12 protein-coding genes are annotated in these 17,544 nt (G+C 43.5%); 11 read left to right on the top strand and 1 reads right to left on the bottom strand.

Features of this window, described 5'->3' with window-relative positions:
- Nucleotides 1–149: 149 nt before the first annotated feature.
- Nucleotides 150–296 carry a hypothetical protein gene (locus R8G66_02960; GenBank protein ID MDW3191288.1) on the bottom strand — a complete coding sequence of 49 codons (147 nt, stop codon included), beginning with the start codon at nucleotides 294–296 and terminating at the stop codon, nucleotides 150–152.
- A gap of 437 nt (nucleotides 297–733) precedes the next feature.
- Here R8G66_02960 and R8G66_02965 point away from each other — a divergent pair, with 437 nt between their 5' ends.
- The 11 genes from R8G66_02965 (at nucleotide 734) to R8G66_03015 (ending at nucleotide 17,538) form a co-directional block, all read left to right on the top strand.
- Nucleotides 734–1,810, top strand: a complete 1,077-nt coding sequence (locus R8G66_02965) for a glycosyltransferase family 4 protein (GenBank protein ID MDW3191289.1) — start codon at nucleotides 734–736, stop codon at nucleotides 1,808–1,810.
- Complete coding sequence (locus R8G66_02970) at nucleotides 1,800–2,909, top strand: glycosyltransferase family 1 protein (protein MDW3191290.1); 1,110 nt, start codon at nucleotides 1,800–1,802, stop codon at nucleotides 2,907–2,909. Before R8G66_02965 ends, R8G66_02970 begins: the two co-directional genes overlap by 11 nt.
- Nucleotides 2,906–4,444 carry a lipid II flippase MurJ gene (locus R8G66_02975; protein MDW3191291.1) on the top strand — a complete coding sequence of 513 codons (1,539 nt, stop codon included), beginning with the start codon at nucleotides 2,906–2,908 and terminating at the stop codon, nucleotides 4,442–4,444. The genes R8G66_02970 and R8G66_02975 overlap by 4 nt, the downstream gene beginning before the upstream one ends.
- Nucleotides 4,445–4,452: 8 nt before the next feature.
- On the top strand, nucleotides 4,453–5,625 hold the full coding sequence (locus tag R8G66_02980; protein MDW3191292.1) for a glycosyltransferase family 4 protein: 1,173 nt from the start codon (nucleotides 4,453–4,455) through the stop codon (nucleotides 5,623–5,625).
- Entirely contained in the window at nucleotides 5,622–6,761 is a 1,140-nt protein-coding gene (locus R8G66_02985; protein MDW3191293.1) for a glycosyltransferase, read from the top strand. Before R8G66_02980 ends, R8G66_02985 begins: the two co-directional genes overlap by 4 nt.
- A 159-nt stretch (nucleotides 6,762–6,920) precedes the next feature.
- Nucleotides 6,921–8,249 carry a hypothetical protein gene (locus R8G66_02990; protein MDW3191294.1) on the top strand — a complete coding sequence of 443 codons (1,329 nt, stop codon included), beginning with the start codon at nucleotides 6,921–6,923 and terminating at the stop codon, nucleotides 8,247–8,249.
- A gap of 22 nt (nucleotides 8,250–8,271) precedes the next feature.
- Complete coding sequence (locus R8G66_02995; protein MDW3191295.1) at nucleotides 8,272–9,453, top strand: radical SAM protein; 1,182 nt, start codon at nucleotides 8,272–8,274, stop codon at nucleotides 9,451–9,453.
- 26 nt (nucleotides 9,454–9,479) lie between these two features.
- A complete protein-coding gene (locus R8G66_03000; GenBank protein ID MDW3191296.1) occupies nucleotides 9,480–9,749 on the top strand; it encodes a phosphopantetheine-binding protein in 270 nt (89 codons plus the stop codon).
- 29 nt (nucleotides 9,750–9,778) lie between these two features.
- Nucleotides 9,779–10,867 carry a hypothetical protein gene (locus R8G66_03005; protein MDW3191297.1) on the top strand — a complete coding sequence of 363 codons (1,089 nt, stop codon included), beginning with the start codon at nucleotides 9,779–9,781 and terminating at the stop codon, nucleotides 10,865–10,867.
- Nucleotides 10,864–11,841, top strand: a complete 978-nt coding sequence (locus tag R8G66_03010; protein MDW3191298.1) for a Gfo/Idh/MocA family oxidoreductase — start codon at nucleotides 10,864–10,866, stop codon at nucleotides 11,839–11,841. The genes R8G66_03005 and R8G66_03010 overlap by 4 nt, the downstream gene beginning before the upstream one ends.
- A gap of 18 nt (nucleotides 11,842–11,859) precedes the next feature.
- Nucleotides 11,860–17,538, top strand: a complete 5,679-nt coding sequence (locus tag R8G66_03015; protein MDW3191299.1) for an SDR family NAD(P)-dependent oxidoreductase — start codon at nucleotides 11,860–11,862, stop codon at nucleotides 17,536–17,538.
- Nucleotides 17,539–17,544 lie beyond the last annotated feature (6 nt).

The following is a 17,544-nucleotide window of genomic DNA, read 5'->3' on the forward strand; positions in this document are numbered from 1 at the left end:
CATTGAAATATCCGTTTGAGTATTTCCAACCCATCAATACTTAGTCTACACCAGAGCATGAATGTGAGTTGTCCCATCCATTTTGAAAGATTTGAAGGCAGCACTTTCTAAATAATGATTTATTCCAAGTTTAAGAAAGCAATTCTGTTTCAAGAGCACTGATTATTTCCCATCTTTCGGGAGGTAACCTCAAACTCTTCTTTGAGTCCAATATCTGGCAATATCGGCTCTTCAATGATCTTGATGTAGGATGTAATAATGTGCTGTGGGTCCCTGATCAGAAACATGCTTTTCATGTCATTGAGATAGCTCCAATCCAATCCACATAATGATGTGCCATGTTCTTAATGAAAAACAAAATCAAACTGAAGGGGTGGTTTTCTCGTTGAACCAGAAAAAAAACGTTAATAGTAAGGGTTTAGTCTTATTATTTTTTTATATAACTGCTAGTGTTAATTAACATTTATCATTACATTTACTTGAAATGACGTTAATCCACCGCTTAGGATAGCGCATACATCGCCGACATCTAACACCAAAAAGGACCATGTGAATCCGCTCGGCGGAGCCATGCATTTTTTCCCCCAATTCTTACTTTTTTAACCCATCAGTAAACCTTATGATAAGTCAGTTGCAATAGACAGAAATTACACATCCTGATCATCAATCTATTTCCGTCCTGCACCTTATTCTGACCCAAGATCATTTGCCTTTGAATAGAAAATATTTGTTTGTGAGTACCGCCCCATTTGATGGTGGCGCTGAAAAAAGCTTGTTCACTTACCTATCTGGGTCAAGTGCAGTCAGCCATGTACTTATTGTTCATACAAATACGAGATTAAGTCCTGAAATTCAAAAGGTTAACGAGGTTTACCGCCTTCCATTTGCGTGGTTTGTTAAAACCTACAATCCCCTACTCCTATTACAATTTGTGGCCAATTGGATCTATTGTTCCATCCACATCTTTCTCATTGCCAAAAAACACGGTGTAAGCATTGTATTCGCCAACACATTTAAAACTTACTTATTTACCCTATTGACCAAAGTACTGATCCGACTAAAACTGATCGTGTGTTTACGGGATAATTTAAGTGCAGTCTGGCAAAAAAAGATGCTATTTATATCCGATCAGATCATCACAATTTCCGGTCACATTCAAGATCAGCTTGATCATAAGGAGTCAGCGCAAGTAATTCACCCATGCGTGAAGCAAACAAACATTTCCCCAATAAAGGACCCTTTTGCAAAAAAACAGCCTGGGCAATTGATCATTGCTACGATAGGGCAACTTGCTCCCTGGAAAGGTCAGTTAGCCTTTTTAAAGTTGGCGGAAACATTCAAATCCAATGACCAAATCAAATTCCTGATCATTGGTGATGATCAATCGAACGCTAATCAATCTTACCGTAATCAGGTTATCCAACAGGCCGAATCCCTGAAAAACGTCCAATTTCTTGGTCATGTGGAACAAGTCGGTCTCCTTCTCAAAAAGATCGATGTGCTAGTCCATCTGGCCCAGGACGAACCTTTTGGCCGGGTGATCGTGGAAGCCATGCATGCCAGAAAAGCAGTGATCGCACTAAGATCCGGGGGCATACCTGAAATCATTGAACAAGGAAAAAGTGGCCTATTAGTTGATCAGGAATTGGCACTTTTCCAATCTCGAAAAGCTATTCTTGAGCTTTATGAGTCACCGGCAAAAAGACTGATCATGGGCCGTGAAGCCCACAAACGTGCGCAACGATTCACCGATATGGACTTCCATATTCATCAAGTCAATCAACTTCTAAAATCCGTCCATGCGCGCTAAAAAGGTATTGATTAATGCGATGCATTTAAGGGGCAATTTCAGTGGTGTACATCGGTACACAGAACATTTGCTTCGTCATATGGAGAATTCGGACTTGCAAATCGACTCCTTACAGCCCATCGATCGAACGACCACAAGCAACCTATTCCCGAAAACATTGCCGAGGTTGAATCGTGTTTGGTATGAGCAGATCAGGATGAACCGTGACTTCAGGTCTGGTGAGTATGGTCTCTACCATGCTACAAACTACATACTACCATTGTTTTGGCAGGGACCTTCCGTTTTGACGGTTCACGATACCATAGCACTGGATTTTCCTGAACTCTGTAAGGACGAAACCGCCTTATATTATGGGCTTATGCTCAGGCACTCCATAGAGAAAAGCAACCGCGTATTAGCTGTTTCAGAGCAAGTTAGGCAAGACATCATGAGACACGCCCATATTCCTAAGGAGCGAATTATGGTGACTCAATTAGGGGTGGATCCTGCGTTTAAACGCCGACCATTTCAAGAAGACCTTGCAAGAGTACGCAAGAAGTATGATCTACCAACTAGTTATTTCCTGTTCGTGGGTAATCTGGAACCGAAAAAGAACTTATCTCGGTTGATTGAAGCATTTCATCACCTGTTACCACAATTAGATGAAAGCTTTCAACTCGTCATGGCTGGCCAAAAAGGTTGGAAGTATATGGATATCTTCAAAACGATCGAACGATTGAAAATTCAATCCCGAGTCCGATTATTGGACTATGTCCCTCAAAAAGACCTTCCAGCGCTCTACCACCAAGCTTCAGTTTTCGCCTTTCCTTCTTTGTATGAGGGCTTTGGCTTGCCTGCCATTGAGGCCATGGCTTGTGGTACACCTGTTTTAATATCAGATCGAGGCGCATTACCGGAAGTTACGGGTGGATTTGCCCGACAGGTAAATCCGCTTGACGTGCATGAAATATCAATAGGTCTTTTTGAACAATTGACGCAATCCAAACAAGAAAGGCTCATTGATGCTCAGGAATGGGTAAAGCAATATCAATGGGCAAAAACAGCTGAAAAGACCCTGACAGTCTATAATGAAGTGTTGGAAAACGCTGTTTTCGCATGATAGAGAAGATTCGACAATTACTTAAAAGAAAGATCATCGCATCCACTGCCGGTCTTCTGCTCATTACCTTGGGCATCAAGTTGCTTGGGTATGGAGAAAAATTACTATTGGCTTATCTGTGGGGAACTTCCGCCATGGTTGACGTCTACACTGTCGTGATCACCCTGGTATTAAGCCTTTATATTCTATTCAGAGAAATTGTAGAACCAGGCTTTCTCAATGTATTCCTTGAACTTAAAACCAAAGGAAAACATCGACAAGCATGGGAACTCTTCACCTTTATCGGACTTCTGATCATCACGATATCCATTGCCATCAGTGCCTTTATCATGGTATTTGATCAGGCTACAATCAGGTTCCTTGCTCCGGGATTTGATGATGAAAAAGTGACCATGGCCGCCAGTTTACTTAAAGTAGCGATTCCGGCTACGGTCTTCCTCAACTTGTCTGTTCTCACGAATATCGCTTTGAATGGATTGAAGAGATTTGTCACTCCTGCGTCTGGTGAATTCATCTTCAAGGGAGCCATTATTCTTGCTTTGTTAATATCTTTCAAATTCCTGGGCATTATAGGTATTGGCATTGGCATGCTCCTGGGAGCTATTGGTAAACTTGTTCTGCACCTTAAGATCATCTTCAAAGAAATGCGGCCTAAGCATTTCGGGTGGAAAACGAAACATGCCGGATCGATGTGGCTACTCACCTGGCCCCTGGTCATTGGTGTTTTGTTCTCACAAGCAAGCGGGATCATCGACAATGTATTTGCTTCAAAACTGATGGAAGGAACCATCTCTGCGCTAAGTTTTGCCAAGAAGATCATAGAGATGCCGGTTCTTCTCTTCCCCTACATTCTGAGCATCGTTGTATTCCCCTATTTCGCTGAAATGTCTAAAAAGGGAGAATTGGAGAAACAACGCGAATTATTGATCGGAAGTATCAAATGGATCATCATTGTTTTTATCCCATTGAGCTTCTTCTTCGTCATCAATAACGAATCCGTCATTCGGTTGATTTTCGAGCGAGGTGCATTCGATAGCAGTTCTACCCAATTGACCTCTAAACCCATGGCCATCTATGCCATTGGGCTGATCTTCCTGGCGATTGAGACCATCCTGGTTATCTTTTACTACGGCAACGCAGACATGAAAACTCCCATTGTCACTGGTATTGCTTGTGTCTTATTGAACATTACCCTGACCATTGTCTTGATCGGACCTTTGGGATACATCGCGATTCCTCTGGCATTCATCATACAGAAAACCGTCAAAAACATCACCCTTTTGTTGATCCTGCAATGGAAAGGGGTCATTGCTTTGCATCAACTGAAAAATACGTTTGTGAAATCCATGATCGCCAGTGCCGTAGCAGGCATTGTAATGATCGGCATGCAACAATATCAATGGCATGTAATTACCGGACATGGATTCTTTGCTCAGGCCATCAACTTAGGGTCAGTATTCTTATCAGCATGCATCATTTACTATGGTGTTCTTAAATTGACCCATTTGCGATTCCCTGTCGTATCTTATTCCTGAGGTAATTCATGATCCTCTTTGTTCTTGAAAAATTCCCTTCGAAATCAGAACATTTCATTGCGAATGAAATAGCTGGATTGTATGACTTGGGAGTTGATCTGGCAATCATCGCGATGCGAAAAGAAACTTCAAATAAGTCCCTGACACAATTGCCAGTAACCTATGTCAACTTTTGGGTTCTTCTGCTCTACATGGTAAAGCTCTCTTTTAGCCGGAATAGGATAATTGAAAAAGGAAATTCAAAAGGCCTCAAGCCTTTTCTAAGCCAGCTGAAAGTCGAAGCAATCAGCAAAATAGCTCAGAAGAAATTCCAGGATCAAAACATTGCCCATATCCATGCACATTTCGCATTTCTTCCAACGGAGGTGGCACAGTATTTATCGAAAAGCATGGGTATACCTTTTAGTTTCACCGCACATGCGCAGGACTTGTACACCAACGACTCCCAAAAGCTTCAATTGTATCTGACTCGGGCAAAATTCGTATTTACCTGCACTCAATTTGGTCGAGCTTTTCTAAAAAAAATCGCACCTCATAGTGAGCATATCCATTGCATCTATCATGGAATTTCACTTGAAAAATGGCCTTTTCAGAAAATAAAGAAGCAAAATCAGGAGGTAATTAAACTTTTATATGTTGGACGCCTGGTTGAGAAAAAAGGAATCTCTCTACTCCTCGAATCAATCAAAAAGTTGACCCAATCAGGAAAATCAATCCAATGTACGGTTGTAGGCTCCGGTCCACTTGAACAAGAATTAAAAGCTCAATCACGGAAATTGGCCATTTCAGAACACCTTCATTTCGCTGGCTACACACCTCACCATGAGTTACTCAATTACTATCAGTCACATGATCTATTGGTCTGTCCTTCGGTAAAAGCCCACAACAAAGACATGGACGGTATCCCAAATGTAATTCTGGAAGCCATGGCAGTTGGACTACCCGTAATAGCAAGCGATATTTCAGGGATTCCAGAAATCATTGCACACCGGGAAACCGGAATGCTATTCAGCAGTGGAGATGTCAACGGAATAGTACAACATGTAGCGACACTTTCCTCTGATCAGATGCTCTACATGAAGTTAAGAAATGCTGCAAGACTACAACTGGAAGAAAAGTTTGATTTGAGACAGAGCAATCATCAAATCAAAACCATCCTTCATTCGACCATGGCATCATGAAAACACGAATACTCATCGGACTGGAAGCAACCGAAGGAGGTTCATTGAAACATGTCGTCTATCTGGCAAGTAACCTGGATAAGAATCAGTTTGAATTGACTGTCATACTGTCCAATTCCCGAGGAAATAACCTTACTGGAGAAATCAAAAAATTAAGAGACCAGGGTGTTCATGTGCACTTGATCCATATGTCCAAGCAGATCAAACCCTGGAAAGACCTAAAAGCGATTCGTGACGTATACTACCACATCAAAGCGCACAAGTACGATGTGGTGCATGCTCATAGCTCTAAAGCAGGAGCCGTTTTCAGGATCGCGGCCTGGTTGGCAAAAAGCCCTAAGATCCTTTACACGCCACACTGCTTTTATTTCCAGTCTTCAAGTCGGGTGAGAAAGCTATTTATTCTCATTGAAAGGTGCCTGGCAAGGATCACTCACAAGATCATTGTCTCCTACAACGAACGAAGCTGGGCATTGAAAGAAAAGACCTGTCCACCACAAAAGCTGATCAACATCAACAATTCGATCAACTTCGACGATTACAAGTTCCTGGTTGATGTCCAAAAATCCAAAACAAAGTGGGGCCTGAATAATCGATACGTAGTGGGTGCGGTAGGACGACTCGCCACTCAAAAAAACTGGGAAATGCTCATTGAAGCCTCACAACATGTGATTAAAATCCGTCCTGAGGTAGTTTTTATCATTGCAGGTGATGGCGAACTCAGGGATCAGCTTTTTTTAAAAATCGTGGAGCTCAACCTGTGTGAACACTTCAAGCTACTGGGTCATGTAGAAAGAATTGAAGAAGTCTATGCTGTCTGCAACCTGATTGTTAGCACCTCCCTATGGGAAGGCCTTCCTTATAGTTACCTGGAGGCCATGCATTTTGCCAAACCCATTGTTGCCACGGATCTAGGTCATGAAGATCTCTTCATTGACGGTGACACGGCCCTATTGGTCGAACAGCAATCTGCCAAGATGCTTAGTACAAAGATCACCAGGTTAATCGATGACAAAGCTCTTGCTACAAAAATCGGAAGAGGAGCCAAACACAAAATCTCCTCAAATCAATACTCATTTGAACATTTCATCACCCAACACGAGATGTGTTATTTGTCAGGCGATGAATCAGGTTAAGGATTACCTGGGCCATTATCAGGTAATGTAAAACATTGATCATTTGATGCAAGGTTCCATCTCATCAAAAACTAGGTTTGGAAATATTCTACTCTTCATTATCAGAAGCCTTGCTCAAATGGTTGATTTAATCAACGTTCGGCAAAAAACTTTTTGCCTTTGAATCTTACCCACCTACATCTCGGCACCTTCAATGCGGAATATTTTTGGAAACCTCCAAATATGGCTGGCTTCCCTTCCATCATTGATCCACAAAGCAGAAACCTCATTTATGCCATGGACGACCTGCTGGCCTTGAGTGCTTCGAATCAGGATTATTTGCTGACCAGGTTTGGGTTCGAGGAGACCCACAAATCTTATCTCGAACAACTGGGCATTACATTTCATTCGAACATACAACCGGTCATCACCCCCTCCATCAATGGACACAAAGGATTCCAATGCATATCCGAGGCGTTGACATTGAATTTGAATCTCGTTCCTAAGGAAATTGACCGAATTCACCCCTACTCCATCACTCAGAGTATCGGAACACTCAGCCAAAAACTGGATGCTGACTCTCATCTACCGGATCATGATTTAGTGGCTAAAGTCAACAGTAAAGCTTATTCTACCATGCTATCAAAATCGCTCCTGCCAAACTATGAAGGTCAGGTGATCCGATCCAGCAAGGACCTGGAAGTAGAAGGCAATAAATTACTCAAGAACCATAATCGGCTGGTTTTAAAGGAATCTTATGGTGTCGCAGGTAATGGCAATCTTATCCTTGATTCTGAAAAGACGCTGAACCAGATCGGCCGTCAGTTTAACAAACAAGAGAATAAGGGTCGACGGGTCGAGCTGATCATCGAGCCATTCATGGACAAAATCATTGATTTCTCATCCCACTGGCACATTGATGAAGACGGCACTCGAAATTTTCTAGGATTTCAGGAAATGATCAATGAAGGTTTCGCTTTTAGTCAGATCAGGCCGCTAGCATCGAAATGGGAATCATTGATCCAGCAATCTGACTATCTATCGATCATCAATGATGCGCTGCTTACACTATATCATGAAGGCTACTATGGACCAGTATGCATTGATTCCATGATCCTCAAGGACCATAAAATCGCGCCAATTATTGAAATCAACGCCCGACAGTCCATGGGCTTATTGAGTCATCAACTCAATGAACGATTCAAAGACAAAGGTGGCAATGGAACGTTATTCTATCTAAGTCTCATGGTCCCGTCTGGGCAACAAGACCTATATAACACCATACATGAATTATTAAAAGAGCTCAGCCTCGCTTTCTCTCTGGAATCCCCAAAAGGATTCATGGTCCTATCGGCAAATACCCTGCGAGCCAACGCAAAACTGGATACTGAAAAGCCCTATCGTGCCCGGCTCTATCTCTGGCACCACGACCCAAAAGAAAACACACTTAATACAGACATTTCCCGGTTAATCACTGCCTTGCAGACCAACGGGATCCATGTCCAATAATGCTTGATCAAACATAAATTCTATGATTATCACAGAACCAAGAACCAACGTGAAGTTCGACGTAGAATCGTACGGGAGAGTCAGACGGAACATCAAATTCCGTGCTAAGGCCAAGCGGGGAAGGAAAACAGACCCTCGATTTTCGCTGGACTTACCTGACGATATTGGTATGCAAATAAACCGGGCTTGTAACCTGAGGTGCAAAACCTGTTTCCTATGGAATGACCAGGGAAGGTACAAAGACCTGCCACGCGACCTTTCACAAGTAGAGTTAGAACCAGAATACTTTGAAAAGATCTTGATTGAAACTGATCCGGCACATTCCAACATTTTCATGTGGGGTACGGAGCCGCTATACCATTCCGCGTGGGATGAGTATTCACGACTACTACAAGAGCATCCCCGATGGACAGTCGTTTGTACTAATGGATTGTTGATCGAAAAGCAAATGGAAACTTTGCTGCCCATCTCCGAAAATCTGGTATTGGACATCAGTGTGGATGGTTTAGCCGAAGAACACAACAAGATCAGAGGAAAGAAAACCTTTGAGCGAACCATGAGAAACATTGAGTTGCTCCGCGATCTGCAAGATGCCGGAGAATACAAAGGACTTGTTTCCATGCATTGCGTACTGAGTGATGAATTGATCCCTCGCATGAAGGAATTTGCTGAAATGGCCGAAGACCTGCGGATCAATACCCTATACTTCGGCATTCCCTGGTACATTTCTCCCCAAACAGCCAATGAAATGGATGAATTCTTTGCAGAAAAGCTACCATTCATCGATTTGAAGTACGAAGGCACCAAGCCAAGCTGGCACCAATATACCTGGCACCTGAGTCCTGAGAGCATTCCTGCTTTACAAGAAGGATTTCAAAAACTGTGTGAGAAAACCTGGGACATTCGCATTCGTCTGCAGCCAAGCGTACAGCCACATGAGTTAGAAGATTATGTACTAGGTGGAAAAATGCCTGCACAGAACAAAACTCAATGTTTAGGTACCTCTACTCGTCTGGACGTATTGGCCAGTGGTGACATCACCGTATGTCAGAGTTTTCCTGAATTCAGGGCCGGCAACATCAAGGAACAGGGATTGGTCGAAATCTGGAAAGGTGAAAAATACAATCAGGTAAGAGAAGTCATCAATCAGGGACTCACTCCGATCTGTTCCAAGTGTATCATCCTGTACCTCAACGGGGTATAAAAAATCATTACTGAAATCATAGAAACATGGAAGCTGTAAAAAGTAAAGCAATCGAGGAAGTACGCGCTACCCTCGCTAACATATTGGTGGAACTGAAATTCGAAGTGACCACCGAAACACTGACTGATGACCTGAGTCTTATTCATGATATTGGTCTGGACTCCTTACAAATGATCAACTTCTTCCTAAAACTGGAAGATGAATTCGATCTGGAAGTGGATTTCGATGACATTGATTATGACAAAATGAGCTCGGTCAGCGAATTGATCAATTACTTGCTGGAATCAGTAGCATAAATCGCTTTTGTACGGAAAAACAGGTTAATATGGAACACTATTGTCTGCTCTCTTCAGGTGTTACCCTGGGCACGTATGTACCAGCTGTTATGTTGGAAAAACAAATGACCTCAAAAGGATTAAAAGTTGATACGTACGTGCTTGAGACCTATTTTCAACAAGGAGCACAGGGAAAACTCATCGAGTTGAAAAAGCAAATCCATCAAAGTTTCGCATTTGCTAAAATGGCACAAAAAGTGTCTTCTGACATCAAAAGCAGCTACGATGAGACCAAGCTTCAACAACTCTTCGAGACGTGGCAAGCTTTCGACACCATTCATCTGATTGTATTTTCCGGTTTCTGGATATCAATCATTGATGAGTTTGTTGGGGCCTATTCCCATCAGGTAGAAATTGATGTTCAGGTCATTCACATGGATGCCAGCTATTCCGCTTCCTGGAAGCTCCATAAGCAACTCAGTCCTGACTATCAACACAATTGGTTGTTCAACCTGGAAGCAATGGAGGTCACGCACTCCATTGGAATTCCTCAAGAGATCATCCCTTTTACAGAAAGGAAATCAGAAGTGCTTATACATGGTGGGGGCTGGGGTATTGGTACTTACCAAAATACCTTACAATCTTCCATTGCGGATCACTATCATCTAAACATGGTTGCTTACGAACCGTCAGACATGCTTTCCAATGTATCCATCAGCTATTTTCAACAGCAACCTGGGTGGAATGCGTGGAATAGAGATGAGCATGGTAACCATACCTTCCCTCCTATGATCGTGAAATCACCAGGCAGCGAACCAACTGTGGAATACGAATTCAATGGCTGTTCGCCTATCTATCGCATTGTTCAACTCTCACAAGCGATCATCAGCAAACCAGGTGGAGCTACGATCATGGATTCATTACATTCAGCCACACCCTTGATCTATCTGGAAAACTATGGCAAATACGAAACCGACAATGCAGAATTATGGCGTTCTCTCGGGCTGGGCATGTCTTTTCCTGAATGGAAGGCTTCTGGATTTGACCCAGGATTGCTCGAGCAAATGCACCACAACTTAACGGAGGTGAAGTCCAACACGCAAGAAGTAATCGACTTGTTGACACAGGTAGTCATATGATCAATTTTGGGATTTTAGGCACCTCGGACCTCACCAGAAGGTCTTTGATCGGTGCATCAGAAGAAGTACCGGAAGTCAATGTATTGGCTATCGCTTCACGTGACCTCAATCGGGCAGCTGCTTATGCTGAATCTCAAGACATCCCTGAATGTTTCGGAGACTATGACCAAATCATTAAACACCCGGATATCCAGGCAGTTTATGTCCCTTTGGTTCCATCATTACATGCAGAATGGGTGATCAAAGCCATCCAGGCCGAAAAGCATGTGCTTGTGGAGAAACCCATTTGCTTATCTTCGGTTGAAACGGCACAAATCCAGGCGGCACTGAATGAGCATTCAGTCGTAGTGATGGAAGCAATGATGAGTCAATTTCATTCGTGGCAAACGGACCTGATGGAAATACTGAACAAGAAGCCGTACGGTGAATTGCTTTCATTAGAAACGACCTCACAATACATTTTACCGGAAGAGGATCACACTTATCGAACCCATAAAAGCCTGGGCGGTGGTGTATTTCGAGAGGAAGGCAATGTCTGGCTTCAATTAGTGCAGCTATGCTTTGGCCTGGATTTCTCTAATCAACAAGTGGAGGCAGATTTCAAAGCGGGTGTGGATATGAATTTTCGGTGCGAGCTTGAATTCGAAAACGGTCGATACGCCAGGATAACCTGTGCCTATGACCAACCTTACAAGGCGATACATAAGCTTCAGTTTGAAGACACCACCATCACTGTTCAGAACTTCTGGAGACCCACTTTCGGTGCGAATAAAGTGCGACTCAACTTTACTTCCAAAGAGGTAAGCAGGAAGCACATCTATGCCCCGGAAAACTATTACGTCAATCAATTGAGGCACTTCGTACTGTTGTTGAAGAGAAAAGAACAAGAAAATCAGGACTTAGAAGCAGCCTTTCAGAGGGTAAAGATTACAGAAGCACTCTATGATTCAGTGGTCACTGAACCGACACACTGATATTTTCAATACTAATCCATGGAGCAAAAACAAATTGCAATAGTTGGCATTTCACTCAGGTTTCCGGGCGCCAATACGGTAGTCCAATTCTGGCGCAACCTGATGTCTGGTAAGGAGAGCGTTGAACGATACGATGAAGCCCAATTAAAAGACTTTGGGATTCACCCACGAGGCTATGAAAGTGAGCAATTTGTGAGAGCTTCAGCCCGACTGAAAGACATTGATCAATTCGATCACAATTTTTTCAACTACTCCCCAAAAGACGCGGCATTGCTTGATCCACAACAGCGGCTGTTACTGGAATGTGGTTATGAAGCATTGGAAGATGCTGGATTGCCTGTTGGCACTAAAAGTCATGAAGTTGGCGTATTTGCCGGGGCCTATGTCTCTAATTACCTTATTCGAAACCTGGGCCCGATGGTTTCTGAAAGATCAAAAGCCGAAGACAATGTCCCCTATCTCTACCAGTGTGAGACGGATCACCTGGCCACTAACCTGGCCTACCGTCTGAACCTTACGGGACCAAGTATCTCTGTACAATCCTGGTGCACCACTGCTTTTTCGGCGCTGTATTTTGCCAGCCGGGCAATCCAGCATGGCGACTGTAAAACGGCCATGGTCGGCGCGGCAAATGTGATCGTTCCTCAGGAAGGATATTTTGCTCCGGAAGGTGGCTTATGGTCCATTACAGGAAAAACCCGATCTTTTGACAAAAGTGGAGATGGGTGTGTTTCGGGAAGTGGAGTGGCGGTGGTCGTTTTGAAAGAGCTCGAAGAAGCCATCAAGGATCGAAATCAGATTTATGCACTGTTGAAAGGTGTGACGGTCAACAATGACGGAAAATCCAGTGCCAAACTTGGCTATCACGGAGCTACGGTTGAAGGACAATACCTGGCCATTACTAAAACCTTGTCACAATCAGGAGTCGGCACAGAAAAAATCACCTACCTGGAGGCCAACGGACTGGCTACTCCATTAGCTGACCGTATGGAACTCAAGGCTTTATCTAAAGTTTTTGAAAATACCAATGAACAAAATCAACCGTGGCTGGGGTCCATCAAACCGAACATAGGGCATTTATTAAGTGCTTCCGGAATGGCCGCATTGATCAAGTCTTGCTTGATTTGTAAGAACCGCAAAATTCCACCACTGATCAATCATGAAAAATTCACCAAAGTGAATCAACGCATGGTGGATCCTAATTTCAACATCAATCATGAAGCCATCGATTTATCAACTCGCGTTGACCCGATTATCTGTGGCATGAACAGTTTTGGGATCGGAGGTTCAAATGCCTACGCCATTGTCGAAGAAGCTCCAGTGTATACCAACGATTCTGTGCAAAAGGCTTCGCCTGTTCAGTTGATCACCTGGTCAGGAAAAACAGAACAAGCGCTGCAACAATTTGAACAAGACCTCAACCAATTATGGGAACAAAATCATGAGCTATCAGCCTCGGATTTGAGCTTCAGTTTGAATACTGGAAAGTCGCAACAAGCGTCCCGCCAATCGGCAATGATTCAAAGTGGCAATGACAGACAAATCGATAAATCTCCCTTTTCAAAAGCCAGGACGGACAAAACTGAAGCTGTCTGGATCTTCACTGGATATGGAGATACCTATGATCTCAAAAAGTTCGTCAACCTTTATCAATATGAGCCAGTCTTCAAGGAAGTCCTTGACCATTTCTTTCAGTATGCGCTGGAAAAGCACGATCAGGATTTTCAAACATTCTTCTTTGATGCTAATGTAAAAGACGATCTGGACACTGAGTTCAAAAGCAACATCCTGACCATCATATTGAATTACGCTTATGGCAGACTGCTACTGCATTGGGGCATCAAACCTTCAAAAATTGTAGGGATCAGTAATGGAGAGTACACAGCAGCTTGCCTGGCTGGTGTTTTTACTTTCGAAGAAATGATCGATGTAGTGATCCGACAAAGTGATGTCATCGCTACCCTCCCTCCTGGCAAAATGGTGACGGTCATTGCAGAGAAAGCAAGGATCCAGCCGCTAATTGCACAACATGAACTGGACCATAGTGGCAATTACTTATCCAATGCGCAGGTTGTTGCCGGATCGATTGAAAAGTGTGAAGCATTTTGTGACAGCCTTAAAGCAGAAGGCATTGACTACCTTCCGGTAGAGGCTTCATTTGCCTTTCACTCAATGGAAGTTGATCCAATCTTGTCAGAAGTCGAGGCGCTGTATCAGGACATTGATTTTAAAGCACCTGTTATTCCTTTGATTTCTACGGTAACCGGACAGGAAGTGACTGACGAGATCATGCAGCCAGCCTATTGGTCATGTAAGATGCGGGCGCCTGTACTTTTTGCAGAGGCAATTTCAAAGGTCGACCCTGAGAAAGCTGTATTTGTGGAATGTGGTCCCGGTGACAAGTATTCACCTGTATTGAAGTATCTATTCGATGAATCGGCCATTGACAGTTATCCAGTGATCTCTTCACAATCTGAAGATGCCTATCAAAGCTTACTCATCCTTCTGGGGAACCTATGGCAACATGGCATTGACATAGCATGGTCTCAATATCACGCCTTGAAACCGGGAAGGAAAATTGCATTGCCTCACTACCCTTTCGAACGACAAAGCTTCTGGTTGGATTACTCCAAAGAGGCCTCCGATATACGATCATCACCTGAGCAAATAGCATCATCAGATAAAGAAGCTTTTGAAAACTGGTTTTATTCCCCTTCGTGGAAGCCACTGATAAATCCAGCTAAAGCTCCTTCAAATACACTTGCAACAACTCAGACCTGGTTGATCTTCACCAATGGAGAAGCCTACACGGAATCCTTGATCACATCGCTACATCAGCAAGGCCAGACAGTGATTTCTGTGAGTATAGGAGATTCATTTGAAGGTAAAGACAATCATTTAACCGTCAATCCGAATGGATTAGAACCGGTCTTTAAGCTGTTAAAGGAAAAAGGAATTGCACCCGACCGTGTCTTATACTTCTGGTGTTTTGGAAACGAAAAGTTTCATTCGAGCCGGACACTGGCTTACTCGGCCATCATTGATCTGGTAAATGCGGTCAATCAATTGAAATCTGGTAAATCGTGGAATTTACTGATCGGTACCTCTCAATTGTTCCGGGTTCACAGAAAAGATATGGTCCTGCATGAAAAGTCACTCCTGCTTGGCCCTGCACGAACAATTCCCAATGAATTTTCGAATGTCAGCTGTCAATTGATCGACCTGGATGAAGGGCCACCCTTTGATGAATTAGTAGCGCTCACATCAGCAGCTCATTCACCTGTTTTAGCACAACGGCATGGAACGTTGTTTGAAGAATATTTAGCTCCGATTCCACATTCAAGTGATACCTCGATTAGCTCATTTGACACATCAGGCACTTATATCCTGACCGGAGGTATGGGTGGATTGGGTCATGCAATCAGCACCTATTTATTAGAGCAATACCCGGGCATAGCTTTAGTACTTGTGGGTAGAACTTCGGTAGCATTGATCACTGAAAACGAAAAATATCAGCAACTACAATCTCTGGCAGCCCAAAAAGGAGGAACACTGGTCTATCATTCGCTTCATCTTGCAGATCAGGCTCAAGTCAATACATGGGCTAGTATGATAAATGCTGAGTACCAAAACATTCGAGGCATCCTTCATTTGGCCGGTATACAAGGAGGCGGTATGATCAGCTTTAATGACCGCAAGGGCGAAGAAGCGGCTTTTGAGGCTAAGGTTGACGGAACAGCATACCTGATTGAAGCCTTCATGAATTACAAATTGGACTTCTTTATGATGTCCTCTTCAAGCACTGCTTTGTTTGGCTTCTTCGGACTAACGGATTACGCCTCGGCCAATAGCTCCCTGGACCAATTGGCTCAATCGCTTGGCAACGAGCAAACGAAATATGTGTCAATCAATTGGGACATGTGGGCAATTGAGGGCATGGGGGCAGGAACCGGACTAGGCGAAGCAATAGAGGCTTTACGTTCAAAGAACAAAACCTTTGCCATTGATACTGATCAGGGTATAAAAGCGCTCGAGCTAGTCTTACAATGGGACCTACCCCAGGTGGCAGTACTCACTCGAAAACCGGAGGTCATTGCCAATGACAGCAACTTGAAACAGGAAAATATCCATGAGGTCACTTCAAAGGAAGAAGGTACAGAATGGACAAACGATGAAAACCTGGAAACCGCTATAGTACGGGTTTGGGAACGAATTTTCGAAAGGTCCAATCTCTCCACACAAGACAATTTTTTCCAATTAGGTGGTCATTCCCTATCGGGGGTCATGTTCATCAATAAAATGAAAAGCAGGTTCCCGAGCCTGGAGCTGAGTTTAAATGAGATTTTCGACTATCCGACACCTGAGAAGATCGCCGCATTGATAAGAGAACGAGCACAATCCACCTCACTGGCCAATCCGTTGAAAGTTGACCTGTGGGAACTTAATACACTAAAACGCACCAAGGTCTTAACTGCACATTTGACACAAGAAATCAGTCAGCTGCTGCAACGTAATATTTCAGAACAGGAGGACATACCATCGGCACAATTAGCCGAGGTTTCGAACCACTTATACTTCCATTTCAAAAAGGAATTAGAACTGCCCCTATATGCTTATGAAGTCTCGAAAAGGCCTCAGATCAAACAATTGGCAGCTTATATCGCACATGAATTTGAATTATTCCATGGATTAAAGCCTGTCGTAGCGAGCAATGGTCACTCAGTGGAAGTGGCAGCAGGGCCAAAAACATGGAAGCCAACCAAAGCCAACCCGATTCCGGGCACCGTCTTTATTTGTTCTGCTCCAAGGGCCGGATCTACCCTACTCCGATTGATGCTATCAGGGCACTCGGAACTATTCGCACCACCGGAATTATGGTTGCTTGGTCAGCAAACCATGAAAGCATGGGCCAATAAAGTTCCGGGACATGTTATTCAGCACGGAGGCGTTGGCGGTATCCTAAAATCATTAGGAGGCATGAAAGAGTCTGATGCCCAGCGTCAGGTTCAAGCCTACGTTGATCAAAATGCCAGTTGTTTTGAAGTCTACGAGCATTTACGTGGGCTAGCTGGCAAAAAGATTTTCATTGATAAAACACCGAATTACTACAAAGATCCCCATGTTTTTGATCGTATGGAGGATGGTTTTTCAGGAGCCAAATACATCCATTTGATCCGTCATCCTTATTCGACCATGGATTCGATCCTTAAGAATCGCATTTATACACTGTATGAAGCGTACCGAAATCAACCGATCAAAGCGGCGGAACATATTTGGAACTCCCATAACCAGCACATTCGCCATTTCATGGAACACATCGATCCAACCCGATCATTGGACGTACACTTCGAAGAATTGGTAACACAGCCAAAAGAAGTGATGCAGCGCATTTGCAAATTCCTAGGCGTGAAATTTGAGGAACGGATGATACATCCCTACACAACTGGCAATATGATCGCCGGAGATGGCGATCCCAACATATTGAATCACGAGGATATCGATCCTACGCTGGCCGAGGTATGGAAAAACATTGATTTTCAGCCTGATTTGAATGCGGCTAGTACGGAATTGGCTAACTACTACCAATATGAATTGATTCCTTCAGCCTCTATAAACGAAGAGCAACCTATCAGGAGTAATCTGGTTGCTTCTCTCGATGAAGAAGATCTGGACGATCTATTGAATCAACTGGCTTAGACCTAA

The organism is Cytophagales bacterium, assembly GCA_033344775.1.
In the GTDB taxonomy this organism is placed as follows: Bacteria; Bacteroidota; Bacteroidia; order Cytophagales; family Cyclobacteriaceae; genus JAWPMT01.

What these genes read in the sequence shown, in the direction of transcription:
- R8G66_02960 (MDW3191288.1), bottom strand. Translation starts at nt 296, where the DNA reads ATGAAAAGCATGTTTCTGATCAGGGACCCACAGCACATTATTACATCC.
- R8G66_02970 (MDW3191290.1), top strand. Translation starts at nt 1,800, where the DNA reads ATGCGCGCTAAAAAGGTATTGATTAATGCGATGCATTTAAGGGGCAAT.
- R8G66_02975 (MDW3191291.1), top strand. Translation starts at nt 2,906, where the DNA reads ATGATAGAGAAGATTCGACAATTACTTAAAAGAAAGATCATCGCATCC.
- R8G66_02980 (MDW3191292.1), top strand. Translation starts at nt 4,453, where the DNA reads ATGATCCTCTTTGTTCTTGAAAAATTCCCTTCGAAATCAGAACATTTC.
- R8G66_02985 (MDW3191293.1), top strand. Translation starts at nt 5,622, where the DNA reads ATGAAAACACGAATACTCATCGGACTGGAAGCAACCGAAGGAGGTTCA.
- R8G66_02995 (MDW3191295.1), top strand. Translation starts at nt 8,272, where the DNA reads ATGATTATCACAGAACCAAGAACCAACGTGAAGTTCGACGTAGAATCG.
- R8G66_03000 (MDW3191296.1), top strand. Translation starts at nt 9,480, where the DNA reads ATGGAAGCTGTAAAAAGTAAAGCAATCGAGGAAGTACGCGCTACCCTC.
- R8G66_03005 (MDW3191297.1), top strand. Translation starts at nt 9,779, where the DNA reads ATGGAACACTATTGTCTGCTCTCTTCAGGTGTTACCCTGGGCACGTAT.
- R8G66_03010 (MDW3191298.1), top strand. Translation starts at nt 10,864, where the DNA reads ATGATCAATTTTGGGATTTTAGGCACCTCGGACCTCACCAGAAGGTCT.
- R8G66_03015 (MDW3191299.1), top strand. Translation starts at nt 11,860, where the DNA reads ATGGAGCAAAAACAAATTGCAATAGTTGGCATTTCACTCAGGTTTCCG.